Source organism: Mesorhizobium sp. ANAO-SY3R2 (assembly GCF_042466635.1).
Taxonomy (GTDB): Bacteria; Pseudomonadota; Alphaproteobacteria; order Rhizobiales; family Rhizobiaceae; genus Aminobacter.
On record NZ_CP159953.1, the window covers coordinates 211233 to 236849 of the forward strand.

Annotated in this window: 22 protein-coding genes and 6 pseudogenes; 16 read left to right on the forward strand and 12 right to left on the reverse strand. The window is 59.7% G+C overall.

Annotation, left to right across the window (positions count from 1 at the left end; translation table 11 throughout):
• Window position 1 precedes the first annotated feature (1 nt).
• The 4 genes from ABSY17_RS02195 to ABSY17_RS02210 all read left to right on the forward strand — a co-directional run bounded on the left by ABSY17_RS02195 (window position 2) and on the right by ABSY17_RS02210 (window position 3505).
• Window positions 2-823, forward strand: a complete 822-nt coding sequence (locus ABSY17_RS02195) for an ABC transporter permease (RefSeq protein ID WP_378941190.1) — start codon at window positions 2-4, stop codon at window positions 821-823.
• Window positions 820-1731, forward strand: coding sequence for an ATP-binding cassette domain-containing protein (locus ABSY17_RS02200; RefSeq protein ID WP_378941191.1), 912 nt, complete (start codon window positions 820-822; stop codon window positions 1729-1731). Before ABSY17_RS02195 ends, ABSY17_RS02200 begins: the two co-directional genes overlap by 4 nt.
• On the forward strand, window positions 1728-2669 hold the full coding sequence (locus ABSY17_RS02205; protein WP_378941192.1) for an ABC transporter ATP-binding protein: 942 nt from the start codon (window positions 1728-1730) through the stop codon (window positions 2667-2669). The genes ABSY17_RS02200 and ABSY17_RS02205 overlap by 4 nt, the downstream gene beginning before the upstream one ends.
• Before the next feature lie 140 nt (window positions 2670-2809).
• Window positions 2810-3505 (forward strand): gamma-glutamyl-gamma-aminobutyrate hydrolase family protein, encoded by a 696-nt coding sequence (locus ABSY17_RS02210; RefSeq protein ID WP_378941194.1) that lies wholly within the window; start codon window positions 2810-2812, stop codon window positions 3503-3505.
• A 173-nt stretch (window positions 3506-3678) separates the two neighbouring features.
• Here ABSY17_RS02210 and ABSY17_RS02215 read toward each other — a convergent pair whose 3' ends face one another.
• Complete coding sequence (locus ABSY17_RS02215; protein WP_378941195.1) at window positions 3679-4869, reverse strand: APC family permease; 1191 nt, start codon at window positions 4867-4869, stop codon at window positions 3679-3681.
• A gap of 4 nt (window positions 4870-4873) precedes the next feature.
• Here ABSY17_RS02215 and ABSY17_RS02220 point away from each other — a divergent pair.
• The 4 genes and pseudogenes from ABSY17_RS02220 to ABSY17_RS02235 form a co-directional block, all read left to right on the forward strand.
• Window positions 4874-5128, forward strand: a pseudogene (locus tag ABSY17_RS02220) (DDE-type integrase/transposase/recombinase); the annotation flags it as partial.
• 147 nt (window positions 5129-5275) lie between these two features.
• Window positions 5276-5485: pseudogene (locus ABSY17_RS02225) on the forward strand (DDE-type integrase/transposase/recombinase); the annotation flags it as partial.
• 107 nt (window positions 5486-5592) lie between these two features.
• Window positions 5593-7026 carry a DUF3300 domain-containing protein gene (locus tag ABSY17_RS02230; RefSeq protein WP_378941196.1) on the forward strand — a complete coding sequence of 478 codons (1434 nt, stop codon included), beginning with the start codon at window positions 5593-5595 and terminating at the stop codon, window positions 7024-7026.
• A 22-nt stretch (window positions 7027-7048) separates the two neighbouring features.
• Window positions 7049-7996 carry a DUF2950 domain-containing protein gene (locus tag ABSY17_RS02235; protein ID WP_378941197.1) on the forward strand — a complete coding sequence of 316 codons (948 nt, stop codon included), beginning with the start codon at window positions 7049-7051 and terminating at the stop codon, window positions 7994-7996.
• Window positions 7997-8157: 161 nt separating this feature from the next.
• On the opposite strand, the gene ABSY17_RS02240 is transcribed toward ABSY17_RS02235, so the two are convergent.
• From ABSY17_RS02240 to ABSY17_RS02255, 4 genes are all read right to left on the reverse strand, one after another.
• Complete coding sequence (locus ABSY17_RS02240; RefSeq protein ID WP_378941198.1) at window positions 8158-8820, reverse strand: TetR family transcriptional regulator; 663 nt, start codon at window positions 8818-8820, stop codon at window positions 8158-8160.
• 129 nt (window positions 8821-8949) lie between these two features.
• The gene (locus tag ABSY17_RS02245) at window positions 8950-9825 is read right to left on the reverse strand and encodes a dihydrodipicolinate synthase family protein (RefSeq protein WP_378941735.1); all 876 of its coding nucleotides are present in this window, start codon (window positions 9823-9825) and stop codon (window positions 8950-8952) included.
• A gap of 317 nt (window positions 9826-10142) precedes the next feature.
• Entirely contained in the window at window positions 10143-10343 is a 201-nt protein-coding gene (locus ABSY17_RS02250; protein WP_378941199.1) for an ATP-binding cassette domain-containing protein, read from the reverse strand.
• Window positions 10344-10373: 30 nt separating this feature from the next.
• Window positions 10374-10922, reverse strand: a complete 549-nt coding sequence (locus ABSY17_RS02255) for a 2-dehydro-3-deoxy-6-phosphogalactonate aldolase (RefSeq protein ID WP_378941200.1) — start codon at window positions 10920-10922, stop codon at window positions 10374-10376.
• 364 nt (window positions 10923-11286) lie between these two features.
• Here ABSY17_RS02255 and ABSY17_RS02260 point away from each other — a divergent pair, with 364 nt between their 5' ends.
• Window positions 11287-11535: a WGR domain-containing protein gene (locus ABSY17_RS02260; RefSeq protein WP_378941201.1), complete on the forward strand. Its 249-nt coding sequence runs from the start codon at window positions 11287-11289 to the stop codon at window positions 11533-11535.
• A gap of 302 nt (window positions 11536-11837) precedes the next feature.
• Here the strand turns inward: ABSY17_RS02260 and ABSY17_RS02265 are convergent.
• Window positions 11838-12364 (reverse strand): annotated as a pseudogene (locus tag ABSY17_RS02265) (IS6 family transposase).
• Window positions 12365-12401: 37 nt separating this feature from the next.
• On the opposite strand from ABSY17_RS02265, the gene ABSY17_RS02270 reads away from it, so the two are divergent.
• The 7 genes from ABSY17_RS02270 to ABSY17_RS02300 all read left to right on the forward strand — a co-directional run bounded on the left by ABSY17_RS02270 (window position 12402) and on the right by ABSY17_RS02300 (window position 19234).
• Window positions 12402-12623, forward strand: a complete 222-nt coding sequence (locus tag ABSY17_RS02270) for a WGR domain-containing protein (RefSeq protein ID WP_378941202.1) — start codon at window positions 12402-12404, stop codon at window positions 12621-12623.
• 938 nt (window positions 12624-13561) lie between these two features.
• A protein-coding gene (locus tag ABSY17_RS02275; RefSeq protein ID WP_378941203.1) for an IS630 family transposase occupies window positions 13562-14508 on the forward strand; the annotation gives its coding sequence in 2 pieces (ribosomal slippage) (window positions 13562-13901 and window positions 13901-14508; 948 coding nt in all).
• A 387-nt stretch (window positions 14509-14895) separates the two neighbouring features.
• Entirely contained in the window at window positions 14896-16089 is a 1194-nt protein-coding gene (locus ABSY17_RS02280; RefSeq protein WP_378941205.1) for a hypothetical protein, read from the forward strand.
• A 140-nt stretch (window positions 16090-16229) separates the two neighbouring features.
• On the forward strand, window positions 16230-16367 hold the full coding sequence (locus ABSY17_RS02285; RefSeq protein ID WP_378941206.1) for a hypothetical protein: 138 nt from the start codon (window positions 16230-16232) through the stop codon (window positions 16365-16367).
• Window positions 16368-16375: 8 nt separating this feature from the next.
• Window positions 16376-16669, forward strand: coding sequence for a hypothetical protein (locus tag ABSY17_RS02290; RefSeq protein ID WP_378941207.1), 294 nt, complete (start codon window positions 16376-16378; stop codon window positions 16667-16669).
• 517 nt (window positions 16670-17186) lie between these two features.
• Window positions 17187-17675, forward strand: a complete 489-nt coding sequence (locus ABSY17_RS02295) for a hypothetical protein (RefSeq protein ID WP_378941208.1) — start codon at window positions 17187-17189, stop codon at window positions 17673-17675.
• Window positions 17676-17857: 182 nt separating this feature from the next.
• Window positions 17858-19234 (forward strand): ISNCY family transposase, encoded by a 1377-nt coding sequence (locus ABSY17_RS02300; RefSeq protein WP_378941209.1) that lies wholly within the window; start codon window positions 17858-17860, stop codon window positions 19232-19234.
• A gap of 300 nt (window positions 19235-19534) precedes the next feature.
• Here ABSY17_RS02300 and ABSY17_RS02305 read toward each other — a convergent pair.
• From ABSY17_RS02305 to ABSY17_RS02330, 6 genes and pseudogenes are all read right to left on the reverse strand, one after another.
• A pseudogene (locus tag ABSY17_RS02305) lies at window positions 19535-19660 on the reverse strand (salicylaldehyde dehydrogenase); the annotation flags it as partial.
• 51 nt (window positions 19661-19711) lie between these two features.
• Window positions 19712-20083, reverse strand: a pseudogene (locus ABSY17_RS02310) (DDE-type integrase/transposase/recombinase); the annotation flags it as partial.
• A gap of 177 nt (window positions 20084-20260) precedes the next feature.
• A pseudogene (locus tag ABSY17_RS02315) lies at window positions 20261-20500 on the reverse strand (transposase); the annotation flags it as partial.
• 234 nt (window positions 20501-20734) lie between these two features.
• Window positions 20735-21457 (reverse strand): haloacid dehalogenase type II, encoded by a 723-nt coding sequence (locus tag ABSY17_RS02320; RefSeq protein WP_378941210.1) that lies wholly within the window; start codon window positions 21455-21457, stop codon window positions 20735-20737.
• A 248-nt stretch (window positions 21458-21705) separates the two neighbouring features.
• On the reverse strand, window positions 21706-24246 hold the full coding sequence (locus tag ABSY17_RS02325; RefSeq protein WP_378941211.1) for an ATP-binding cassette domain-containing protein: 2541 nt from the start codon (window positions 24244-24246) through the stop codon (window positions 21706-21708).
• Between the two features lie 79 nt (window positions 24247-24325).
• The gene (locus ABSY17_RS02330) at window positions 24326-25615 is read right to left on the reverse strand and encodes a substrate-binding domain-containing protein (protein WP_378941212.1); all 1290 of its coding nucleotides are present in this window, start codon (window positions 25613-25615) and stop codon (window positions 24326-24328) included.
• Between the last annotated feature and the right edge of the window lie 2 nt (window positions 25616-25617).

A 25617-nucleotide genomic window follows, 5' to 3' on the forward strand; every position in this document is an offset into this window, starting at 1 on the left:
AATGCGTCTCGGTTTCAACTTCTGGCTCGGTGCGGGGCTGACGGCACTGGTGATCCTCGCCGGCATCCTCGCCCCCTGGATCGCGCCTTTCGATCCGGTGCTCGACGCAGACCTGATGAACTCCGAACTGCCGCCGGATTCGACCTTCTGGTTCGGTACGGACGCACAGGGGCGAGACGTCTTCAGTCGCATCCTGTTTGGCGCACAGATCTCGTTGACGGTCGGCATCGTCTCGCAGGTGATCAATTCGATAATCGGCGTCACGCTCGGCATGACTGCCGGCTACTGGGGTGGTTGGTGGGACGATCTGGTGAACGGCCTCACCAATGTCATGCTTGCCATTCCCTCGCTGATCTTCGCGCTTGCCGTGATGGCCGTGCTGGGACCAGGCCTGCCATCGCTTTTGGTTGCGCTCGGCCTCACCAACTGGAGCTGGACCTGCCGCATCGCCCGCTCCTCCACGCTCTCGCTGAAATCACAGGGCTATGTGCAGGCGGCCCAGACGCTCGGCTATGGTGATTTGCGCATCATGTTCACGCAGATGTTGCCCAACATGATGGGGCCGATCCTCGTCATGGCAACGCTTGGCATGGGGTCGGCGGTGCTGTCGGAAGCCGCACTCTCCTTTCTCGGCCTCGGGATCCAGCCACCGTTTCCGAGTTGGGGTTCGATGCTGACCGATGCACGCCAGCTCATTCAGCTCGCGCCCTGGGTGGCGATCTTTCCCGGCCTTGCCATCTTCTTGTCGGTCCTCGGCTTCAACCTGCTTGGCGACGGCCTACGCGACGCGCTCGACCCGCATATGAGGACGCGCAACCCATGACCGCGCCACTACTCGATATCAGGGATTTGCACCTGGGCGTGGCGCGAGGTCGTTCGGCCCACTATCCGCTGCTCAAGGGCGTATCCTTCCAGATCATGCCGGGAGAGGCCTACGGTCTCGTCGGCGAGTCCGGTTCCGGCAAGTCGGTGACGTCACTCGCAGTCATGGGCCTTCTCAAGAAGCCGCTTGCCGTTTCCCGCGGCGAGATACTGCTCAAGGGACAGAACCTGCTTGCCCTGCCGAAGCGGGAGATGCAGCGGCTGCGTGGTAACCGCATCGCCATGATTTTCCAGGAACCGATGACGGCGCTCAACCCGCTCTCCACCGTCGGCCGGCAGATCGCCGAGATGTTCGTGCTGCATCAAGGCAAAAACTGGGGCGATGCGCACGAACTCGCCGTCGACGCGCTCGCCAGCGTGCGCGTGCCCAATCCCGACCGGCGGGCGAAGAACTATCCGCACCAGATGTCCGGGGGGCTGCGCCAGCGCGTCATGATCGCCATGGCGCTCGCTTGCAATCCAGACCTTCTGATCGCCGACGAGCCGACGACGGCGCTCGACGTGACCGTACAGGCCGAGGTGCTGCGCCTGATCAAGGAACTCTGCGCCGAGCGCGGCACGGCAGTCCTGTTCATAAGCCACGATCTCGGCGTCATTGCCAGCATCTGCCAGCGTGTCGGCGTCATGTATTCGGGTTGCCTCGTTGAAGAGAACGAGACGCAAGCGCTCTTCGAGAACCCCCAGCATGAATATACCCGCGGTCTCCTCGGCGCCTTGCCGCGCCTCGGCAGCCGCAGCCAGCACGGCCGCCAGCGGCTGGTCGATATCGACAGCATCATCGCCGACCGCTCGAAGCTGACCGAAACCCGCTTCATTGCACCGCGCGGGCCGGAAGGGAGCCAGCCATGACAGCGCCCCTGTTGCAGGTGGACGACCTCCACGTTCGCTTTCCGATTTCCGGAGGTCGGATGCTACACGCCGTCAACGGCATCAGCTTCTCGCTGGCCAAGGGCGAATGCCTGTCGATCGTTGGCGAATCCGGCTGTGGCAAGTCCACGACGGCACTTTCGATCCTCGGCCTGCAGGAGCCGACAGAGGGCACGATCCGCCATCGCGGCCAGCCGCTTACCGGTGTCGGCGCGCCGGGACGCATGCAGCGCGCGAAAGTGGTGCAGATGGTGTTCCAGGACCCCTATGCCTCGCTGAATCCGCGCCAGTCCGTGCGCAGTTCGCTCGCTGCGCCGCTACGGCTGCACGGCATCACCGCAGCTTCCGAGATCTCAGACCGCATCGAGGCGATGCTCGCCAATGTGGGACTCACGCCCGAGCAAGCTAGCCGCTTTCCGCACGAGTTCTCAGGCGGCCAGCGGCAGCGCATTGGCATTGCCCGCGCGCTCATACTCGAACCGGAGATCGTCGTGCTCGATGAGCCGGTGTCGGCCCTCGACGTGTCGATCCGCGCGCAGATCATCAACCTGCTGCTGGATCTGCAGGACAAGCTCGGCCTTTCCTACCTGATGATCAGCCACGACCTCAGCGTAGTGGAGCACATGAGCGATCGCGTGCTGGTCATGTATTTTGGCCAGGTTGTGGAGGAGGGGGGCTGGAAGCAGATCTTCGAGAAGCCTACACATCCTTATACTCGCCGGCTGATTGCGGCCATTCCCGATCCGAATGCCGCGCTCAAGTCGCAGGCAAGCCAGCGCAGCTCTACCGAGGCGCCGCCCCTCGGCTACCGCTTCGTCTCCGACGGCACCGTGGCATCAGACGTCTTTTCCGCGCCAGCACCGTCCGAATTGATTGAAATAGGCAAGGGCCATCGGGTGCGATACGCTGCGGCTGCCTAGGTCGGTGAGAATTTCCGGTTGTAGAGAGCGAGGCCTCAGTCGTAACTCCGCCCTTGGGTGCGGATGATGGTCGGGCCCTCCTACAGTGATGTCGCCCATGCTTGTTCGATAAACTTCCAGAACCCAAAGTAGGAAAAAAGATGAAGCGCAAGCCTACTATCGCAGTGATCATGGATGAAAACAACAGTGCCGGTAGAGACCTATACGAAACCTCGAAAAACTACTTTTCCGCCATCGGCCGTGCCGGAGCCCTTCCGGTTGGCATCCCATATGTGCCTGAACTGGTCGACCAAGTGGTTGAGCAGTTCGATGGGTTCTTGAGCATCGGTGGGCGTATTGAATTTCCCGAGAAATGGTACGTCGAAGGCGATCAGTCCAAATATCCGCCGTCTGATCGCCTCGCTGTGGAGATTGCGCTGATGGAAGGGTTCCTTGCTCGCGATAAGCCCGTACTCGGTATCTGCAACGGCATGCAAATGCTCGGATGTCTGAATGGCTGCCGGATGGTTTCAGATGTGCATTCCTCATGGCCAGGCGCGCTGAATCATGACCAGAGCAACGTACTCCACGATGTAAGCATTCAGGCCGGCACACGAATGGCAGACATCTTCGATGTCCCGACGTTCAGCGTGAACACGTTTCATCGGGAGGCGATCGTTGAGGTCTCCAGCAGCGTGATGGTTACGGCCCGTGGACCAGATGGCGTGGTCGAAGCGATTGAGGTGCCCTCGCATCCTTTTGCCATGGGTCTGCAATGGCACCCCGAGAAGTTCGACTCCAAAAGACACCCCAGCGCCCGGATTTTTGACGCATTCGTGGAAGCTGCAGGCGGGTGATCGTAACGTTGGAGCTGCGGGAGGGCCATGCCAGCCATAGTGATCGGCGGTGCGCCACAACCAGCCAAGTTGATGTGACATCGCCCGCAGGATCCATGGACCAACGCCCGACGAGACGAAAAAGCCGGCGTTCGAGACGCCGGCTTCCAATAGGGCTTTCGATAGGATGTTGCTTAGCGGTTGGCTTCGGCGCCTTTGTCGGCATCCAGAATTGCGTCGATCGCAATCAGATCCGGCATCTTGAGCGCCTTGGCACCGCCGCGGGTCATGAGCAGGTATACGAGGTAGACGGCACCGATCACAAACATGACGGCCACATAGAACCACGGCTTGGCAAACGAAGCATCACGGAAGATCGCCAGTTCGAACGCGAGCCATAGGAAGGCAACGAGCAAGACGGGGGTCTCCCAAGCTCCGAGGCGGAAGCCCTGGCTTGGCGGCAGCTTGTTGCGCTTGAGCGCGTAGATGACAACCGTTACCGCGTAGATGATCGCAGGCAGCAGTGTCGCTGCGGAGAAGAGCGCGAACAGCGCGTCGGTCTGCTGCGAAAACAGCGCCAGGATCACTTGGCCGATCACAGCAACGAAGATCGTGGAATTGACCGGAGTCTTCAGTGTCGGATGGATGCGGTGCCACAGCTGCCAGCCGGGGAAGCGCTCGTCACGCGACATCGCCCAGACGAGACGGGTACCGCTCAGAAGGATCACCAGGCCGCAACTGAAGATCGAGATGACGACCAGCACGAGCAGCAGGTTGCCGAGGATCGGTCCGAGGACACGATTGATCACGTCCGCGACCGGAGTGGCCGAGCCTTGCAGCGCAGCGGGATCGCCCAGAAGTGCGGTCACGGCAATCAGGAACAGCATCCCGATGACGCCAAGGCTGAGCACCGCCTGCCACATGGCCTTGGGGACGACCCGAGCCGGATCACGCGTTTCTTCGGCCAGGTTCGCCGCGGACTCGAAGCCCACGATGGTGAACGCGCCGAGAAGCGTGCCCATGATCCATGGACCGACGCTCGTCAGTGTTCCGAAAGAATAATACCCTTCCTGGGCAATACTGCCCGTGCTGAACAGGTTCGAAAAGTCGAGTTCGTTGTTGAACGCGCCTACAGCGAACAGCAGCACGACCAGGCCAATCATGCCAACGAGCTGGATCGTAACTGCAACCGCGTTGAACTTCTGCGTGAACCTGGTCGAAAATGCGATCATCAGCGCCTGCATGATGATGATCATGCTGGTGATCCACCAGGCGTTTTCGGCGGTTCCCTCGTAGCTCAACATCACCGGCAGAACCGTTGACGCGATCGTGTAGTCCACGGCGACGAGAACGACCGCAAGGAACGTGAACCCAATCCAGCCCATGATCTTGCAGGATCGCTCCCGGCGCCGGCTGAAGCCGATCCGGATCCGCAAGAGTAAATACCTGAATAACCGGATCGAACAGGACCATCAGCGCATCAAGCGCCGCGTCCGGCCGATGCTTGGCTTCAAATCACCAGCATCAGCCGCGATCATCCTGTCCGGTATCGAAATGGTCCACATGATACGCAAGCGACAGGCGAGATATGCCTTCAATCCGAATCCGTCCCTGGCCGAGCAGCTCGAAATTCTTGCTGCATAATTGACCTCGGATCGTGCCGCTTTGCGCTTCCAGTCAGCCGTTGTAACAAGACCCTTTCGGCCTGATCTGGTCGGCGATACTGCGCCGCTGGGCCCTGGCGGCTTTCGGCGTGTCCCGGGCGAAGGCCATGGCGATGAAGGCGGAGACGACACGCCTGCCGCTTGGCGACTTCTGATCCGGCTGATGAAGAAGCAGGGATACCTGCCGAAGTGCATCGCCACCGACAAGCTTCGTTCCTACGACGCGGCGCGGCGGCAGATCGTGTCGACGGTCGAGCATCAATTCCATAAAGGGCTGAACGATCGCGCCGAAAATTTGCATCTACCCATGCGAAAACGGAGCGACCGCCGCCGGCGAAACGCTTACACAAAGTTGTGTTCAAACGCCGATTGTTACCATCGTTGACCGCACTAGTTCTGTCGCAACACTTGGCAAGCTGGCAGCAATCAAGAAGCGAGGTCGCCATGACACGTTTCGATCTGGCGTTGGCGGCTATCTCGGTAAGTATTTTCACGGCCTTCACAACGCTTTCCGCAACCGCCGTCCAGGAACCGCAGGGGGCGCCCGACGCCGCGGTTGCCGGCACCTCGGCGGCGGCACCGCTCACCGAAGACGAAATGGAGGTCCTGGTCGCGCCGATTGCCCTTTATCCGGATGAACTGGTCGCCGTGATTACGCAGGCGGCGCTCTACCCTCTCCAAATCGTCGAGGCCGAGCGCTATCTGGAGCGAGCCGCCAAGGACAAAAGCCTGAAGCCCAGCGCCGACTGGGACGGCAGCGTCATCTCGCTGCTCAACTATCCCGATGTCGTCAAGATGATGAGCCAGGATCTCGATTGGACTCAGCAATTGGGCAACGCGATCACCTATCGACAGAAAGACGTGCTGGTGGCCATCCAGCAATTGCGTGACGAGGCGGTCGCCAAGGAGATCATCAAGACCGACGACAAGATCAAGGTGACTACGGAGGGCGACAACGTCGTCATCAGCTCGGCGAACCCCGAAATCATCTACGTGCCGCGATACGAGCCGGAAATGCTCTACGTGGCCGACTATCCGATCGAACCGATCTCCTATTATTCCGAAGGCTACCCTTCCTACTGGTATCCGACGGCGCCCTATTTTGCCGCGGCAGCGACGGGATTGGTCTGGGCTGCCGCCATCGACTGGAACGACTGGGGCGTCTGGGGCGGCCGCTGGGGCAATGACATCGACGTCGATTGCAAGAATTGCTTCAACAACCGCGAATTCAACGGCCGGGTGAATTTCAACGATGTCGACTGGCGGAACGTCGACCGTTCGAAGATCGACATCGACCGGAATCAGCTTGCCAAGTTCGACCAGACGCATGTGCGCAACAGCCTGGAGCGCGACAGCACCAACAATATCCGCAACAAGACCTCGAGCATCAAACACCAGCGCACGGCGGCGACCAGGGACAAGGCCTCTGGCGTGGCGGATGTCCGCAAGAGCACCCTCGAAGGGCTGAAGAAACAGCAGTCGGGTCCTGGCAATGCGGCCAACCTCAAGCAGGCAAATGCCGCCAAAGCCAAGGCCAACGCCAACAGGCAAGGTTCTGGGAAGAAGGTCGCCGCCAACAAAGCGGGCTCGGGGAAGGCCAGCGCCAACAGGCCCAACGCCAAGAAGCCGACAAATGCCAATCGGTCGTCCGGCAAGGCGAAACCGGCGGGACGGGTCGACAATCGACCGAAGCATCCGTCCGGACTTGGCAATGTCGGGCCCGGCAAGACACAGAAAGTCGCTTCGAGCCGCGGTGCCCAATCGATGGGCGGCGGCGCACGGGGTGGTCGTTCCATGTCGGCAGGTGGGGGCGGACGCCATATGGCGGGCGGCGGCCGCGGTGGTCGCGGTGGTGGTGGCGGGGGCAGGCGGCGCTAAGCCCGCGGAGGAGAACAGGACCATGAAGACCAGGAGGATTCTCCGTCGTTCCCTGGCAGCCTGCGTTGCGGCGGTGTTGGTGCTGGGCCCTGCAGTGGCTATCCCGGCGGAGGAGGTCCCCGGCATAGAGGCCTTCGCGGCGGCCACCGAACCGCCCGTCTTCGACACCGCGGCCGCAGCCATCAACCGTTTCAAGGCATTGGTTGGGGCCAACGACTTCGACGGACTGGCCAGGTTGCTGGGACTCGATCCGCAAAAGCTCGCCGCCGATGGTAGCGCCAAGGACACGTTCCAGGAGATTCGCGAGGGGGCCGCTAGGCAGGTGGTCGTCGAGGATCTCGGTGATCGCCAGTTGCTCGATATCGGCGAAAGGCTGTGGCCGTTCCCGTTCCCGATCGTCAAGGGCGAAGACGGGAAATGGGCCTTCGACACCGATGCCGGACTGCAGGAGATCGTCAACCGCCGCATCGGCGAGAACGAACTCGAGGCGATCGCCACGATGCGCGCCTATGTCAATGCACAGGAAGAGTACGCATCGCAGGACCGCAGCGGCGAAGGCGTGCTCGAATATGCGCAACGGATGGTCAGCACCCCGGGCAAGACGGACGGGCTCTATTGGCCTTCGGACCAGGGCGACGGTGAGAGCCCGGCAGGCGATTTCGCCGACCAGGCGGCGTTGGAGAAGGCCAGGCAGGGAGATGGCTATTTCGGCTACCGCTTCCGCATCCTGACCGGCCAGGGCGACAATGTTGCCGGCGGCCGCTATGACTATGTCATCAACGGTCACATGATCGCCGGCTTCGCGCTGATTGCGTGGCCGGTCAAATATCGTGAGACCGGCGTCAATACCTTCCTCGTCAGCAAGGCGGGCATCGTCTACCAGGCCGACCTCGGCAGGCAGACGGAAACGATCGCGAACGGCATCAAGCGGTTCAATCCCGACAAGAATTGGTCGATCGTCACGGAATGAGATCAGAACCAATTGTCGCCCTCCTCCCCCAGCTCTAGCCCCGCGACAATAGCCGCAAGGCGGTGAAGTGCCGTCCGCCGCATCATTAGCGGACGGGCAGCTTTCGGGCTTCAGACCTCAAAAGCGGTCTTTTAGGTCTGCGCGAGCAGATACAGGTCGAGTCAATCGCCTCGGCGCAAAAAGCCGGCTTCACAGAAATCTATAATGTCGTCGATGAGCGCGCTGTCGCTGACGTGTTTCTGGATGCTCTCAAGGCCGGGCATGCGACGGGCATTCGGGTCGAGGTCGGCCACGATGTGGAGGATTGCGCCGCGGATATACTCGTAGCGCAGCGCGATCTGCACCTCGCTCAGATGGGGCGCCAAACGCTGTAGCATCGCTCGTGAGCGACGGTGGAGTTCGTCGAACTGTTCGGCCAAGATCTCGTTGGTCAGCTTGCGGGGCAAGGCCTTGGTTTGCAGCATCAGGCGGATCGCTGCGCGCCCGCCGCGCTCGTCGAGACTGAGTTCGACGAATGGGGCCACGATCGCTCGCAGCACCAACCACAGGCTAGGGCGCGGGTCTTCCTCGCATTCCGCGATCGCCTTCAGGCGCGCAGCATTGAGCGGGCCGAGGCAATGTACAAGCGTCAGGCGCAGCAACTCGTCCTTGGTGCGGAAGTGGTAATTGACCGCGGCAATATTTGCCCCGGCCACGCGGGTAACCTCCCTCAACGTGGCCGCGTCGAAACCACGGTCAGCGAACACGAAGGTGGCCGCGCGCAGCAACGCGCCACGCGTGTCGCGATCGTCTTGCTGGCCGATTGTGTCTTCAATTGCCTCCATCCACCCCTCATAGCCGAAAGTTGGCACAGGCGCTCGCTCGATTGGCATCAAATCTGAGGATATGCGCAGATCAGACGCCGATGCCCGGAGAAGCCCAGCAGACGGGTCTGCAGAGCCGCGGCCACCAGGTCAACGAGCCAGGCGATAGCCGTAGGCCTTGTCGAGGTCGAGTTCGCGAATGATGCGGATACCGTCCTCCAGCAGCTTGGGGTCTGCCGCACGAAGTGGCTTGCGCAGCGGTCCAGCCGGCAGGCCGACAGCGGCCATTAGCGACTTCATCGACACCGGATTGACGGCCGCATAGGCGAAATGCAGCATCGGCAGGTTTCGTAGCCAGGCTGCGCGGCACGCGAATGCGTCTTCGCCCGTCTCCCACGGCTTGGAGATGACCGCCATCTCGCGCGGAATGATGTTGCCGGTCATGTTGGCGGTGCCGTCGCCGCCCAGCGCCATAGTCGGGATCACGAGGCCCAGATTGGGCGAGCAGCAGCACATGACGGAAAGGTCGAGCTCGGCGCGGCAGACCTGCGCCACCTGTCCGACGCGGGTGGTCGATTCCTTGAGCACGACCATGTTGGGATGAGCTGCAATGCGTTGGATGTCGGTCCAATGCAGGTCTGTCTTCACACGCGGCGGATTGTTGTAGAAGCCGATCGGATGGTCGACCGTATCGCAGACTTCCAGCACATATTCGACGATGGACTCGTTGTCCGCGCAGATGTAGGAGGGCGCCGCGATTATGGCTCCGTCGCCGCCTTCGTTCTTGGCGTATCGCACGAGGTCTATGGTCGCTCGTGTGTCTTGGCCCGTGCAGCCGAAATATAGGAGCATGTCGCCGCGCGGCATCTTTGCCGTTTCGGTGATGATCATACGCCGCTCTTCCGGCGTCAGCATCGAGACTTCTCCGGTTGACCCCATGATCAAGATCGCCTTTGTGTCGTTCTGGCGGTGAAAATCCAGGAGGGTGCGAAACCCTTCGAGATCGACGGAGCCGTCTGAGTTCATCGGCGTTATCAGTGCGACAAACGACCCATGCGGTTTGATATGCAAGGCACCCCTCCATTGTTCTGGGACACTTCGCCGAATTCGAATGCCCGTTTGAAACCAAAATTTCAAACATATGTTTGAGTTTTTGGGCCCATGATGTCAATAGGTTGTGCTCTTAGCTAGGCGTACAATCGCAATTTCATTGATTTTCCGCAGTCATCACCTCGCAGACTGGCAAGGATCACTGGGACGCGCCCCTGCGATCGAAACACAGACGTATTTTGTCGTAATGGCCACGCCGGCCCTGCCGTTGCCAACGGCGACGAACACGCTTGCTACGGCCATTCCGTGGTTGCGATCCTTAGGGCATACGGAAGCGTTGGCGGCGGTGGATCGCCATTGCGCTCCGTCCTGGCGCCTTGAAACCGGACTTCGCCGCTGGTCGGAAGCGTGAAGGCGGCAAGCCGCAACAGCATCGTCGATTTGCCGCAACCGGACGAACCGACCACGCAAAGAAACTCGCTTTGACGTGCCATAGCGGCCCTTCGCCCAACTCACAAATGCGGTCATGGGAAATCATCGCACGGCCTCGTCGTAAGCGGCGACGAAATTGTCATTCCGGGCTTATAGAGGGCGGTGCCAATGCCAAAGCCGTCGGCACCGGCGGCAATCCAGTCAGCTAAATTGTCCGCACCCGCTCCGCCAACCATGAAAATCCTGGTTTCAGACGGCAGAACGGCTCGGATGGCTTTCAAGCCGTCGGCGCCGGCCTGCAAGGCAGCAAAACACTCGCTCGGCGCCAAAACGCCGAGAAAACTCTGCGTTCCAAGCGCTTTGGTGGCGGCGATGACCTCGACGTTGCAATTGGGCGAAACCACCAGGCGACCGCCGGCATCATGGACCATGTGGACGTCTTGCGGTGCCAAAATGGTACCTGCGCCGATCAGCGCCCGGTCGCCAAAAAGGCGCGCCATGGTGCCGATGCTGGCCAAGGGCTCGGGCGAATTGAGCGGCACCTCTATCTGGCTGATGCCGGCGTCGATAAGTACCGCGGCGGCGTCTGCTGCTTCAGGCGGGGTGATGCCGCGCAAAATGGCGAAGAGCGGGCGGGCCATCAACGCGTCTCCAGTGCCTGGTAAATGGCAAAAAGACCAGCTTTGGTCGCGGCAGCCGCATCATGGCAGCTGGCGTCGACAGCAATCTCATCGTTGCATTTGTCAGTTAAGCTGTCAGATGTGCTACTTTATGGCAATCTGGATTGTACGGGGGTTCGCGCCAACGGACACCAACCGCGCGAACTTGCGAACACCGCCTAGCCTCTCATTTCAATGGCTGACCTGTGGACGCGACCCTCACCGAATTGGACGGCGTCACCCCGCTCACAGCCATATGCGTTCAGCCGGACCTGCATCAGCGTGCTGAATCGATGACCGCGGATCGATTCAATTTAGTCGTTGGACGAGGGACAGCTGACATCAGATGCTGCACGTCATGGAGCCCATCAACCAGCCGCATCATTTCCGTCGCATCGACGCCAGTCGCAACATGGCACGGTTTTACGTGCTTTCGGTGGAGCCGATGCTGTTCGGTGGTGCGTCGATGCTGCGGCATTGGGGCCGCATCGGCACGCGCGGACATCAGAAGATCGAGCTGTTCGACAACGCCTCGGAAGCCACTGCTGCGCTTGGCAAGTTGGCATCGGCAAAGCGCAAGCGTGGGTATGCCTGACATGGCTGAGCGTTCGTCCCCAGCAACTTTTTTGAGAGCCGGGGCCTTTGCTAAGCCACGCTTACGCCACACCCCAACAGTTGCTTACCGAGTTCAAGTTGTTGACATCTGCGCACCGAGATCATAACGCGTTTTACTTCAATTTACCGAAAAAATTTGCTGATGCCGGCAACAAGGGTTTTGTCCGGTGATCATTGCCGGGCAAGAGCGGCCCCTGAAGGGGTTGACGTACCAACAAGGGCCTGACCCGGATCTGTTGCAACGGCTGAATGCAAGCGCAAATGGGTCCGATACTGGGTCGATCACGCGGCCAGAATTTCGAACTGCTCGGCCAGGGACGAATTAGGATTGAAGGCGTATCTCGCCTGTCGTTTGCGCATCATCTGGACCATCTCGATGCCGGACAGGATGATCGCGGCTGATGTTGGTGATTTGAAGCCAAGCATTGGCCGGACGCGGCGCTTGATGCGACGATGGTCCTGTTCGATCCGGTTATTGCCGACAGCAGGTCACGCTGCTCGCTGAACCAGAATTCGACTGTGTCTCCGACACTGTCGATGGCGCGGCAAAGGTACATCCACTGGCCGCAGACCTTGATGTACGTTTCGTCGATATGCCATTTGCCGGTTACGCTCCGCTTGCGTCGGTTGAAGCGCTCCGACAACAGCGGCGCAAAACGAACAGTCCAGCGGTGAATGGTCATGTGGTCGACGGCAATGCCCCGCTCGGCCATTATCTCTTCCAGATCACGCAAGCTCAGACAATAGGCCAAGTACCAGCGCACACAAAGCAGGATCACCGACTGGTCGAACTGGCGGCCCTTGAACATTTAATCCTCCGAAAATGTCAGGGGCTCTCCTACCACAGTGCCGCTATTTAAAACGTTGCAACACAACCGCCGCAACATGGCACGGTTTTACGTGCTTTCGGTGGAACCGACGCTGTTCGGTGGTGCGTCGATACTGTGGCATTGGGGCCGTATCGGCACGCGCGGGCACCAAAAGATCGAGCTGTTCGACAACGCCGCGGAAGCCACTGACGCGCTTGAAAAATTGGCATCGACAAAACGCAAGCGCGGCTATGCCTGATATGGCCGAACGTTCGCTCCGGACACTCTCTTGAGCGCCCGTGCTTTTGCCAAGCAACGTCTGCCATAACCACAACCGTTGCTGAAAGTCTTCAAATTGTTGACATTAACGCGCCGAGATCAGGCCGTATTTTATTTCAGTTTACCGAGAGATTTTTGCTGATGCCGGCTTGAGATCCACTACGGATCCTGCAACAAAGGCTTTGTCCGGTGATTGCCGGGCAAAGACGGCCCCTGAAGGTGTTGGCGCACCAACAAGGGCCTGACCCGCAAACCTTGCCTTAGAAGGAAATTGGGTTATGCGCAGCATTATTGCGTCTTTCCCCATGATGTTAGCCTGCGTTCGGATTTTGAACGCCGACCGGACCGCATTTGTCGGGGGCACGGTGTGCTGCTGACGACTGCGTCTGTCGCCAGCTGATCGGGCAGGGCGGAACCGGCCTCAGCATCTGAATGATCGGTTGCTACGCATCGTGACGTGGCTCGGTAGCTGCCATTGCGTTGCTCGCCACGCGCTGACGCAACCCGCTGCAGCGCGCGATGAGACATGAGCTCCACGCAAGACTGCGGCGGTCGCGCTTCAGCCTGGGTTGTCTCGCGCCCGGGACCTCCAGTCATGACAGCAATCGCCCCCTCACGCATCGAGTTGGGGAAGGACGGTGCATGTCGAACAACACGCGGCATCGTCACCGATGCCAGGAAGGCATGAACATTGGTGAAAAGGGTTTCCAAAGAACTCCATGTGACGTTGACACGATGGGCGATCGTCAAAAGCCACGATGCGCGCCAGCTACATTTTGTCGGCATAAAAGCCAACGGCCAGGGCAGGGTCTCCAGCACGATCGTCGCCTTCGATCTTGCTAGAGCAATTTCGCTGAACTCGGAGTCGATAGGCTGTATCTGATTCATTGAACCTCGTGATTTGCGGGGAGAGTGACGATGACACGCAGCCTGAGCGCGGACTTTCGCGGGCGAGTGATTGTGGCAGTCGAGGAAGGGCTGTCGACGCGGGAGGCGGCACGGCGTTTCCGGGTCGGGATCTCAACGGCGGGCAACTGGTATCGCCGCTATCGCCAGACGGGCGAGAAGACGGCCCGCAAGCAGGGCCAGCCGTCACGTTCGAAGCTCGATCCGCATGAGGTGTTCATTCTTGGCCTGATCGAGGCGACGCCGGATACCACCCTTGCCGAGATTGCCGAACGACTGGCCGGCGAGCACGGCGTGCGGGTGGTTCCGTCGACGGTCTGGGTGTTCCTCGATAGGCGCGGCGTCACGTTCAAAAAAAGACGGCGCATGCCTCAGAGCAGCAACGTCCCGACATTCTGCGTGGCCGCAGAGCCTGGTTCGAGGGCCAACTCGATCTCGACCCCGAGACGTTGACCTTCATCGACGAGACCGCCGCGTCCACGAAGATGGCGCGGCTGCGCGGGCGGGCCAGACGCGGCGAGCGATGCCGAGCGGCTGTCCCTCATGGGCATTGGAAGACCACCACCTTCACCGCCGGGCTGCGACTGAACGGTCTCGCCGCGCCGATGCTTCTCGATGGTCCGATGAACGGCAATACCTTCCTGGCCTATGCCGAGCAGATCCTTGCGCCAGAGCTTCGGCCCGGCGATGTCGCGGTCATGGACAATCTGCCGGCACACAAGATCAGCGGCGTGCGCGAGGCGATCGAGAAGGCAGGCGCGCGACTCCTCTTCCTGCCGCCCTATTCACCAGACTTCAACCCAATCGAGATGGCGTTCTCCAAACTCAAGGCCCTGCTCAGAAAGGCCGCAGCCCGCACCATCGATGAACTCTGGGCAGTCATCGCAAACTGCTTGTCCGCATTCACACCAGACCAATGCCGAAACTACTTCAACGCAGCCGGATATGACCCGGAGTAAATCGAATCTCCTAGCATGAGTGGACGGACTAGGAGCGGACGGCACTATTCGCTCGAAGGCACATCCGAAACGGATCCGTCGTTCATCTTGATGATGATCGCCAGGGCCTGGGGTCCCGATATGGCCAGGCACGTGACCATCGTTTCGGCAGAAGACGCGGCCATCGATGCTCCCGCGATAGGACGGGCATGACGGGGTGTGCAGAAGACCCGCACTGTCGTCGCGGCCGACATCCGGCGTGCCCGATGCCAGTCATGCCGGACAACACACGACCCACTCCGTGGCCGGGTTCACAATGGAAGTGGTTCGCCGCCGTGCCCACCGCCACGCAACGTTGGGCTACGTCGCCGAACCAGTCGGCAACATGGATGGCGACCGACCGCGCCGTTGTGTTCGACGCCTCGACCAGAACCTGCAACCTGGCGAACCACAACAGGGGAGGGGAGCGCCACAGACCCCCTGCATAGCGCGCCGGTCCACACGGTCGCAGACAGGCCCTTTCCGGTCGCCGGTTTCCAGAGCGACATCGTTTCATTTTTCATTGAGGAGCCCCCATTGATGGATCTGTCCGACGTTTCCGCTGTCCCACGACAAGCAAGCAAGGGCCGTGGCCGCGCGTCATCGCCTGACTTGGCAGCCTGGGCACGCCAATCTGCACCACGCGGTGTTATCACCGCCCGTATGGCCAAAATCTCGCCGCAAGATCTGGCTGCCGACCTCTGTGTCGTCGCCGACAAGGCGGTGGCGACGATTGCCGCCAGCACGCCGCTGCCCGATGAGGTATTTGGGCATTATGTCGGCATCGCCGCCACGGCCCGCTCGATCTGCTTCCATGACGGCAGGCTTTTGAAGCACGGCATAGCTCGCGTTGCCCAGGAAAATCCCGATCTCAGAGTGTTGTCGCACAGCATCAGGCTGCCGATCGTTCCAGCAGCGCTCGATGCATTGTCGGCCAATAGCTGGGAACGCCTCGAAGGCCTCAGCTTCGACGCTACAACGCGGACACGCCAGAGCTACGCGCCCGACCTTGTCGTCGTCAATCAGCGGCACCGCTGCGCCCTGATCCTCGAGCTCAAGCGCTCCCCTTCTTCTTACGGCGAAAGCACCCGCCTCGATGAACTGAAAACGAAGATGATGGCGACAGCCCTTGTTTCGCCGGACTGGCTCTACAAAGAGCACAAGCGACTGCCGGTCGACACCGTAGGGGTCGCGATCATCGACGGCATGAGCCGGACAAGTAATCATGATGACGGCGTCTGGTCGCTTTCGGAAATCGACTCTCTTCTCGAGATCGACGGTGCGGCGGCAGCGATGGCCGAACTGACAGCCTTGTTCGCGACAAAGGTGCAGAAGCTGCTCGAAGCCGAAGCACGCGCAGCATTGGAGACCGCACCTCCGCGACAGGGCCGCGGCAGACCGAAAAGAACTGTCGACATCTCGTCAATTGCCGACATCGAAGATCTCGATGCTCTGGAAGCAATGATCGACCGGGCCAACAGCCTCGGAACGGACACCGGAACGCGCGGACACCCGTCAGCAGCGGTGCACATACCGCGACGTATCAACGTCGGCTATGCATAGAGATGCCCTACCTGCGGCATTTCGCCTTCGCTCCCACGAAACGATCGAGTCCGTGTAATTCCAAGGGCCGCGGAAAACTTCTGTTCAGTCTTCTTGGATATTGGGGGCCCGCCATTGAATGGTACAACGTAAAAGGAACCATGAACGCGATATTTGATAAGTATCCGTGGAACGCTATTCCATACGATCCGGAAATGATGGCCTGCGTTCGCCTGGGCACCAAGGAAGCTGAAGCCATCGATCAGGAGATCAAGCCAGGCAGTCGCCGGATCCATTAAAGCGCCTCATGGAGCTTCTGAAACAAAATGTAGAGAAAAACCGTGCTGCGGAAGCTAGGCAGAACGACTACCAAAAAAGGCAAATGGAGGAGCAGGCTGCCATTCTCGGCGATCCGGCCAATTGGCCCGTTGCAAGTCCGATACCGGTCAAGTGGGCATCCTGGCTCGTGAACCAACATAACAAAAGTTCATTGGGCCTCATCTATGCCGATGAGCCGCTGGTTGTCATCAACCGGAAGGACGGCAGCAGATATGAGTATTCATCTATTGAAGAGCTGGTGCAAACCTGGACGGTAGACTGAGCGTCCGCTCTGGAAATCAGGGCTGCGCATTACGTCGGATGAGATTCCCGTCCATAGCGACGAGGATCATGTCGTGAGATACGTCGATGCGCTGCTCATGATCGCCCATCGCCGGCGACTGAACCAGCGATGGGCCAGAATATAAGCCCCCGCCAAAACTGACGAAATCAGCCAAGTTGATCTGGCAGTTTGGGAAACTCAGGCAGTTTGGGATCCTTGTCTTTCAGCACCTCATATCGCTTGCGCGTGTTTCGTCTGTATTCACGATAAAGCTCTAAAACTGGTAGGAGCCGATCATGCGCCTTCTGTCGTGCTCTCCGGTTCTTTTCCTCGTCATCGAGAACGCACCATATTTTCGCTCGAAATCCCAAAGCAAAATCGTTCGTTACATGAAAACCTGTCCTCCCCCGGGATAGGTAGCACCGTCGGGCTTTTGTAGCCGAGGCATTTGCGCGGTGTTGCATTCAGGCGAACAGTGACGCAACTGCGGCTGACACGCCGTCGCTGGTAAAGCAACATGAAGCACAATGACCCATTCCTGGCCGCACTGACAAAGCACGTCGCCTTGTTGGCGGATTCGGAGCCTAAGTTCGGAGCGGCGGCCGCACTCTTGCGCTACGGTCAAGAGTTCGAACCCAAAGGAGAGCTACCGTCCTGGATTCAGCGCGGAGCACCGAAAGAGTGCTTTGCCAACACCGCTCGGGCCCTGCTCGCGCGCATAGGGAGCGGACGCCGCGACATCCGCTACGCTGAAGGCTACGCGGTCGATCGTGTTGGAATCCCTCTTCCCATCCAGCACGCCTGGCTCGTTGACGTAAACGGATTTGCAATTGACCCAACCTGGTCCGACGGCGCTGACCACCTTTACTTCGGGATCGCGTTCAAAACGGATTTCATTTTGGCGATGCTGCGACAAACAAATGGCGAGTGCGGTCTTCTCGTCAACCCGCCTCTCATGCGCCGACATTTTGGCAGTGCCGAGTTGTTTGAAGCAGCAATCGGCTAAAGCGCCGGGCAACATACGGGAGATGGTGAAGCTGAACGCTCGCCACCGCCGCGGTCGTTCACCTGTGTCAGTTCCATAATTTAGATTACGCGATTTACATCTATTGGCGCAAAGTTGGAATGTCTTGATTCTGCAAAGTAGGAATGTCGCCCTGCTCGTCGACGAGCGCGAGAGACGGCAGAATGGGACTGATGCTGATGAGCGAGCGCGAACTGCAACGCATCGAGGTGCTATCGAAGGTTCTGAAGCGGCGCATGACGGTGGTGTCGGCCGCCCACGTGCTTGATCTGACGACGCGCCAGGTCCAGCGGCTATTGAAGACGTTCCAGGCTGAAGGCGCGGCAGCGCTCCGGCACAAGGCGCGAGGTCGGCCATCGAACCATCGCTTCAATGGCGGCGTCTCGGACCTGGCCGTCCAATTGATCCGTGACCACTACCTCGATTTCGGGCCGACCTTGGCGGCCGAGAAGCTGGCGGCAAACCACGGCCTTGTGGTGTCGCGCGAGACGCTGCGCAAATGGATGGCCGAGGCCGGGAACTGGCTGTCACGGAAGCAGCGCCGGACCTTCCATCAGCCGCGGTTGCGCCGGGAGTCGTATGGCGAGCTGGTGCAGATCGACGGCAGCGATCACCGCTGGTTCGAAGAGCGGGGCGATCCCTGCACCCTGCTCGTCTTCATCGATGACGCAACCAGCACGCTTCAGCAGCTGCGCTTTGTGAAGTCCGAGAGCACATTCAGCTATTTTGGAGCGCTCGAGCTTTATCTGAAGGCACACGGCTGCCCGGTGGCGTTCTATTCCGACAAGCATACGGTGTTTCGGGTGGCGAAGGCCGAGGCTCGCGCCGGCCGTGGCATGACCCAATTCGGCCGGGCGCTTGCGGAGCTCGACATCGAGATCCTGTGCGCCAATTCGAGCCAGGCCAAAGGCCGCGTCGAGAGGGTCAATCGGACCCTGCAGGACCGTCTTGTGAAGGAACTGCGGCTTGCCGACATATCGGACATCGCGGCGGCCAATGCTTTCCTGCCGGCGTTCGTTGCCGACTTTAACGCGAGGTTCGCCAAGGCCCCGGCCCGGTCGGACAATCTGCATCGCGCCTTGGACATGCCGCCGGATCGGCTGCGTGACGTGCTGTGCAAGCGTGAGCAGCGCCATGTCGGCCAGCAATTGTCGTTTTCCTATGACCGGCGACAGATATTGCTGGAAAGAAACGAGATCTCGATCGGCCTGGTCGGCCAGTATGTCGATATCCATGAGTTTTCCGACGGTCGCGTGGACGTTCGCTGGAAGGCGTGCTCCTTGCCCTACGCCGTTTTCGACAAGGAGCAGCGCGTTACGCACATGGCCATCACCGAAAACAAGCGGCTCGGCGAGGTGCTGTCCTGGATCAAGGCCCGGCAGGATACGGCGCGACCGGCGCCGAAGATCAAGACCAACAGTGAGCAGCACGCCTACAGGAAGCGCGGGACAAAGCCGGGAAGACGGACTGATTTCCTGAATGATCCGGCTGTCATTGCGCAGCGAGAACAAGCGCTGGCGCGGCTGGCTGCTGCCGAATGACAGCGGGCTCTCAAGGCTAAAGTCGGGGAGCTTGCCTGGAGCGCCCCCGATCGGGCTCTGCAACCCTGACCAGCTTGCGCCCGATCGGGGGCTCACGTCTGTGCCAAGAAGCCGTGTCACCGGCGCATTTCCAGTTGCTCTAGTTGCGCCCTGCCCTTTGAGCCGCATCGCGACATTTCTTCTTTGCAGAACCGGCGACATTTCAACATCGCCGCCACAACATCGACCACAGGATCGAAAGGGGGGCTGCTTGTAATTTTTCGCCGAACGGCGTCACGCGATCATGGTCATGCAGGCCGCTTAGAGCGGATAGTGGCGGTGGCCGCTCTGGATCGTGATCCAGCGCAGCTCGGTGAACTCGGCAATCGCGGCCTTGCCGCCGAAGGGCATCTACGCCTCGTCGTGAACCGTCGGGCCGTTGATGTGGTTTGTTGCAACGGCTGATTGGAAGCGCAAATTGGCCTGGTCCGAGGCCAATTATACGACAAGAATTTCGAACTGTTCGGCCAGGGACGGGTTCGGATTGAAGGCGTATCTCGCCTGTCGTTTACGTAACATGTGGACCATCTCGATGCCGGACAGGATAATCGCGGCTGATGTTGGTGATTTGAAGCCAAGCATTGGCCGAACGCGGCGCTTGATGCGCCGATGGTCCTGTTCGATCCGGTTGTTCAGGCATTTACTCTTGCGGATCCGGATCGGCTTCAGCCGGCGCCGAGAGCGATCCTGCAAGCGATTTGTGGTGTCACAGCAAACGATAGCCTCCTGGTTGGTCTGGCTACCATCAATGACGACGCGATCGGGGCGGCCATGACGTGCCAACGCCTTTCGGAAGAACCGTTTGGCTGATCCAGATCACGCAAGCTCAGACTGCAGGCCAGCTACCAGCGCACACAAAGCGGGATCATCGACTGGTCGAACTGGCGGCCCTTGAACATTCAATCCTCCGACAATGTCAGAGGCTCTCCTGGCACAGTGCAGGCGTTCAAAATGTTGCAACACATCCGGCAGAGACCCGGGGTGGTTTTTCAAGATGTCACGCTCCTCGGTGACGCGAGCCAGTTCCTTCTTCAGCCGACGGATCTCCGAAGTATGGTCCTCAACGCTCGAACTGGACGACGGCGAGAACTTCTTCTTCCACGCGTAGAGCGAGTGCTGGCTCACACCCAGCCACTTCGACACCTCCGCGGCAGGATAGCCCCGTTCGGTGATCTGCGCGACAGCATCGCGCTTGAACTCCTCACTGAAATTGCCGCATGAGCGAATGCGACAAGCGAGATTTTCGACTGAAGCCGTTAAGTTTACAGTGCCGACAACACCGTTCGAGGCGGCGAACGCCGCCTGAATTGCGTCCAATAATGCACTGTCATTCGACACGGAACCATTCGGCAAAGTCGACATTCAAGAGGCGGCCGTTTTTCTGCAGCTGCGCAAGAATGTTGACATCGACCCAGACAAGCTTCGGTAATCCCGCCATTCCCGGGGCGCCTTTCCTCGAAATTAGCCGCGCAGTGCTTCCTGGTGAGCTTTCGCGAGATCGGCCATGCTGTTGAAGCGGAAGTCGTACTTCGGCATGTTGCCCGGATGCATCGTAGCCCCGAAACCCGCCTGGTCGTAGCGGCGGTAGATCCAGCAGGAAGCGAGGCCGTGACGATTTGCCGGGCCATGGTCGTGGAACATGCTTTCCGCGGTGTGCAGGATCTCGTGCTTCTGGATGCCCAGCGTCTCGAGATTCTTCAGCATGTACTCGAAGTTGCGGTCGGACGGTTTGTAGGAGCCACAATCTTCGGCAGTGTAGATGGCGTCGAATTCGACCTGGAGCTTTTCGTTGCTGGCGGCGAAGCTCTCATTGTCGACGTTCGACAGGATGACGAGCTTGTAGTGGCGCTTCAGGTACTGGAGAGCGCCGACGGAATCGGTGAATGCTGGCCAGTTCCTCACCGACTGGCCATAGGCGATGCACTCTTCCCAGGAAACAGCGATGCCCCATTCCTCTGCCAGCCGCCTGTAAACGATCGGAAGCAGAGCGCGATATTTCTTGCCCGGCGTTTGGAGCTGCTGCGACGATTCATGCCGCGCATGTGCCTCAAGCACATGATCGCGCAACATCGGTGTACCAAGCCGGCTGGTCAGCGGCTTGAGGCCCTCGAATATACCTGATTCCCAGTCGATGAGCGTACCGTAGCAGTCGAAAGTGAGGGCTTTGAAGTCAGTCAGCTTCATTGTCATGATCCTTGCTATGGAGGTGCGGGCGGCGTTCCTTAATTTCGGTCTGCAGCGTGCCAAGGCGAGTAAGAGAACCTCGAGCGGGCTTCATCGAGATGCCTCTTCGTTGCCGGCCTAAGATTTCGATCTTGGAGCAACGTTTCTTTTATGTCGCATCAACTCTATCCATCCGAATATTGCGGGCGCGCCAACCAAAGAACAATGTGACGGCACCAGAATAACACTACGGATATTTCCTAGAATTGCTATTTATCGTGCGGTGAAACAAGCCTGGCCTGGGAGTACAGGGCCACCGCCAGCAGGGTCAGTAAACCAATAAACCAATACTGCCAGGCCTGCGACAATCCCAGGAAAACCATGGACGAGTTGATTTCCGGTATGAGAACAGCTGCGAGCAACACGCCAACAAAGCTCCCCCTGCCTCCGAAGAGACTGGCTCCGCCAAGAACCACCGCTGCGATACTGGCCAAGGTGTACTCGATGCCCTGGTTCGGATCCCCGATGCCGAGCTGCGCCGTTACGATCAGGCCACCGAACATTGCGAGCAGGCTCGAGGTGACGAAAGCGCCGACGACCATCATCCCGCTGCGCACGCCTATTCGTGCAGCCGCGAGCTCATCTGAGCCCACCGATCTGATGCTCATCCCAAGGCGAGTGTACCGGAGTGTCAGTTCGAGAATGATACCGAGCGCAACAGCAAGTATGAAAACAACCGGTATGCCGCCGATCGAGACCTGGATCGCGGCCATGACTTCGGCGGAGATCGGTCCATCCGGATAAGGGCGCAGCAGCACGGATACGCCTTGCAAGATGATGTAGGTGCCAAGTGTCGCAGCAACAGCAGTGAAGTTTCCAAACCGGACCAGCCCGCCATTCACCAGCCCAACCAAGACTGCGGCACCGACCATGGTTGCGACGCCCACAAGGGCCGTTCCGCCGCCGGCACCGTCATTGAGGAAGAACGAACTTATGACCACCGTCAGACCCACCAATGGGCCCGCGGAGAGATCGATACGTCCTGTTAGTACGACGCACAGCTGCCCGAATGCAACGAACGCAAGTGCCGATGACAACAGAAGCGTCTTCTCTACATTGAAAGCCGAGATAAACCGGATGTTATGCGCCGAAGCATAGACAGCAAGGAGCAAGATCAGCGCCGAGAGGACGACGAGAGGCGAATAATCGTTCGATAACAGAGTCCACAGACGAGGTTGCAGTCGCTCTGAATCAGCCACCCCCTTGTGGTGCGTGACGGCCGTCACAATGGCGCGACCAATCTCTTGTTCGCGAACCGCGTCCCCCACCAATTCCTCGGTAATCTGGCCTCGCGAAAACACCAATACGCGGTCACAGAGGCCTTCCACCTCGACAAGGTCGGAAGAGACGATGACGACGGGTTTGCCGCTGGTCGCAAGATCGCGCAAAATTCGGTAAATTTCCGCCCGCGCCCCGATATCAACCCCCGCAGTTGGTTCCTCCGCGAGCACGAGGGCCGGATCGGCCAGAAGCGCTCTGGCAAGAATCGTTTTCTGCTGGTTTCCGCCCGATAGCGTGGCCATGGGCTGCTCGATGGAACCGGTACGGATGTTCAGGTTGGAGCGCTGCTCCTCGACATGCATCCGTTCTATTGTTCTGTTCACCAAGCCGAGCCGCACAAAGCGCGACAGCGATGAAATCGTCGCATTTTCGCGCACAGACAAGCGGAGAAAGGCACCTTCCTTTTGGCGATCCGAGGAAAGATATACGATTCTGGCGGCCCGCGCCGCAGTCGGATCGCCCGATTTCACTGTCCTGCCATCAAGGGCTATACTCCCTTCGGACGCAACCAAGCCTGCCAGGGCGCGGAGGAACTCGCTTTGACCGTTGCCGGAGATGCCAGCGATACCAACGATTTCACCGCCGTGCGCCGACATCGATATGTTGTGAAACCCGGCTCCGCTCAGAGAGTTGACGACGAGTTGTTTCGTCTCGCCGGTGTTGCCGACCCATTTGGAAGGAAAAGTTTCGGTTACTGCACGACCGACTATCAGCTTCAAGATCTGGTCATCAGTGACTTCGTTTATGGGCGCGGATCCTTTCAAAGCCCCATCGCGCATCACACTAATTCTGTCGGCGATCTGACGCACTTCTTGTAGTCTATGCGAAATATAGACAATCGCCACGCCACGGCTTGCCGCCTCGCGAATATTTGCGAACAGGATCTCCACCAAGTCAGTGGTGAGCGCGGCGGTGGGTTCATCCAGGATCAGCACCTTCGGCTCAACCGCAAAAGTCTTGGCCAACTCGATGAGTTGGATCTGGACCAGATCAACGTCGCAGAGGCGAGCCGAAGGGCTGACCGTGGCGCCAACGCGCTTCAACTGCGTCGCTACCCAGTCGTTTGCCGAGCCTTCATGTCTGCGGAATTGTTGCGGTACGGCCAGCAGCATATTTTCGCGGACCGTAAGTTCGGGAAGGACAGCCGCATGCTGATGCGCGATAGCCAGACCGAGGCGCTGAGCGTCGCTGGCGCTGTGCCGCGCCAGCTTTTCGCCACCGATCACCACAGTGCCCTGATCTGGTGCCAGGTCGCCTGAGGCAATCGCCATCAAAGTGGATTTTCCGGCACCATTTTCTCCAAGCAGCGCGTGGACTTCCCCGCGCCGGACCACCAGGGAGATGTCACGCACAGCAGCCGTCTTCCCGAAATATTTGGTAACGCCGGCAAGTTCGAGCCCAACGTCGTGGTTTCCTGTCGCTGCCGCGAATTTTTCGACCTCTGCGTCGATCTCCACGAGTGATGCCAATTCATGCCCCTCCGAAAGTGAACCAACCGTCAAAAAGCTGAAGCCGGCTCCATTGGTGGAGCCGGCTCCACAGGGGCGATCAGAGACCGCCCTTCAGCGCAGCCAGCACTTGTTTGTCCGTCAAACCAGTGCCGTTGCCGGCGGATTCCGGCAGGTTGGCGTTGCAAAAAACGGTACCTTCGAGAGAATCCTCAAGCGTGAAGTTCTTGGCCTCCTTCGAACCCGCCTCCGCAACGATGTGTTCCTTGCCGTTCGGGTCCTTGATGATCAGCGGTTCATCCATCGTGCCGCCAGCCGCCGTTGCGATTGCCCATCGCACCGCAAGTCGTGCGTGCCACTGTTGTGCGCTGTTGGTTGCGTACTGGAACGTGGCGTTCGGATCACCCTTGTGCAACTCGTTCCAGGTGCAGCCGAAAACATTGGCGTCCTCTCCGGCGATCATCGGCAAGGGCCGGCCTGCTCGCTGGAAGGCGCCCGAAGTAACCACACCCATGCTGAGATCCGCGATGACGCCGTCGATCCGCGGGTACTTGGCAATAAGTGCGGTGAGCGACGTTGCCACGAGGCTCGAATCCCAGTTCGTCACTTCGAAGGGAACCAGCCCGATTTGCACCATTCCCGGGTGATCCTTGAACGCAGCAGCGATGCCTTCCGCCCGTTCGCGGCTCTTGCTGGTTCCTGCGGGTCCGCCGAGATAGGCGACGTTTCCGTTGCCGTTCAGGGCTTTGACCATCCAACGGCCCCAGTCGAGCCCATCCTGATAAAGGTCCGCAGAGACAAAGGACGAGTAGTCCTCGCCCTCCTTTCCGCCAACGGCGGCGCTGTAGGGCACCACGGTGCTGCCTTGCTTGAAGGCATCGCGGATAGCCGGCAGCATGGCCGGTCCGGCATCCGGGAACACCACGATCGCTTCGACACCGCTGGCAGCCAGTCCGTTGAGGTCGGAAATCGCCTTCTGGGTGTTGCCCTGGCCGTCGGTGTGGTGCCAGCCAACGACATTGGGGCATCTGCTCGCCTCGTTGATTGCCGAGGCCGTCGTCATCTGTCGCCAGGGGTTTTGTGCGAAGCCGTCTGCAAGCGCAACGGTGATTTCCTTGGTGCCGCAAAAGTGCGGCGGCGTCTCGGCCGGTTCTGCGCAAAACACGCCGTCGGCGATGCCGTTGCACCACTGTGCTTTCTCGCCGGCCAAGGCGCCGGCGGCGGGATAAAGAACTCCCGTTGCAACGCCGAGCGTCAGAATCGCAGCGCCGGTATGCAATGTCAGTTTCTGTTTCGACATCAGATTGTTCCCCTTCTTTTTTGGATGGTTCGCTTCATTTCCCGATGCGGTACGTGATGTACGGACATCGATTTCGAGGCGCGCGCGCACGC

What these genes read in the sequence shown, in the direction of transcription:
- ABSY17_RS02195 (WP_378941190.1), top strand. Translation starts at nt 2, where the DNA reads ATGCGTCTCGGTTTCAACTTCTGGCTCGGTGCGGGGCTGACGGCACTG.
- ABSY17_RS02200 (WP_378941191.1), top strand. Translation starts at nt 820, where the DNA reads ATGACCGCGCCACTACTCGATATCAGGGATTTGCACCTGGGCGTGGCG.
- ABSY17_RS02205 (WP_378941192.1), top strand. Translation starts at nt 1,728, where the DNA reads ATGACAGCGCCCCTGTTGCAGGTGGACGACCTCCACGTTCGCTTTCCG.
- ABSY17_RS02210 (WP_378941194.1), top strand. Translation starts at nt 2,810, where the DNA reads ATGAAGCGCAAGCCTACTATCGCAGTGATCATGGATGAAAACAACAGT.
- ABSY17_RS02215 (WP_378941195.1), bottom strand. Translation starts at nt 4,869, where the DNA reads ATGGGCTGGATTGGGTTCACGTTCCTTGCGGTCGTTCTCGTCGCCGTG.
- ABSY17_RS02230 (WP_378941196.1), top strand. Translation starts at nt 5,593, where the DNA reads ATGACACGTTTCGATCTGGCGTTGGCGGCTATCTCGGTAAGTATTTTC.
- ABSY17_RS02235 (WP_378941197.1), top strand. Translation starts at nt 7,049, where the DNA reads ATGAAGACCAGGAGGATTCTCCGTCGTTCCCTGGCAGCCTGCGTTGCG.
- ABSY17_RS02240 (WP_378941198.1), bottom strand. Translation starts at nt 8,820, where the DNA reads ATGGAGGCAATTGAAGACACAATCGGCCAGCAAGACGATCGCGACACG.
- ABSY17_RS02245 (WP_378941735.1), bottom strand. Translation starts at nt 9,825, where the DNA reads ATGAACTCAGACGGCTCCGTCGATCTCGAAGGGTTTCGCACCCTCCTG.
- ABSY17_RS02250 (WP_378941199.1), bottom strand. Translation starts at nt 10,343, where the DNA reads ATGGCACGTCAAAGCGAGTTTCTTTGCGTGGTCGGTTCGTCCGGTTGC.
- ABSY17_RS02255 (WP_378941200.1), bottom strand. Translation starts at nt 10,922, where the DNA reads ATGGCCCGCCCGCTCTTCGCCATTTTGCGCGGCATCACCCCGCCTGAA.
- ABSY17_RS02260 (WP_378941201.1), top strand. Translation starts at nt 11,287, where the DNA reads ATGCTGCACGTCATGGAGCCCATCAACCAGCCGCATCATTTCCGTCGC.
- ABSY17_RS02285 (WP_378941206.1), top strand. Translation starts at nt 16,230, where the DNA reads ATGAACGCGATATTTGATAAGTATCCGTGGAACGCTATTCCATACGAT.
- ABSY17_RS02290 (WP_378941207.1), top strand. Translation starts at nt 16,376, where the DNA reads ATGGAGCTTCTGAAACAAAATGTAGAGAAAAACCGTGCTGCGGAAGCT.
- ABSY17_RS02295 (WP_378941208.1), top strand. Translation starts at nt 17,187, where the DNA reads ATGAAGCACAATGACCCATTCCTGGCCGCACTGACAAAGCACGTCGCC.
- ABSY17_RS02300 (WP_378941209.1), top strand. Translation starts at nt 17,858, where the DNA reads ATGGGACTGATGCTGATGAGCGAGCGCGAACTGCAACGCATCGAGGTG.
- ABSY17_RS02320 (WP_378941210.1), bottom strand. Translation starts at nt 21,457, where the DNA reads ATGAAGCTGACTGACTTCAAAGCCCTCACTTTCGACTGCTACGGTACG.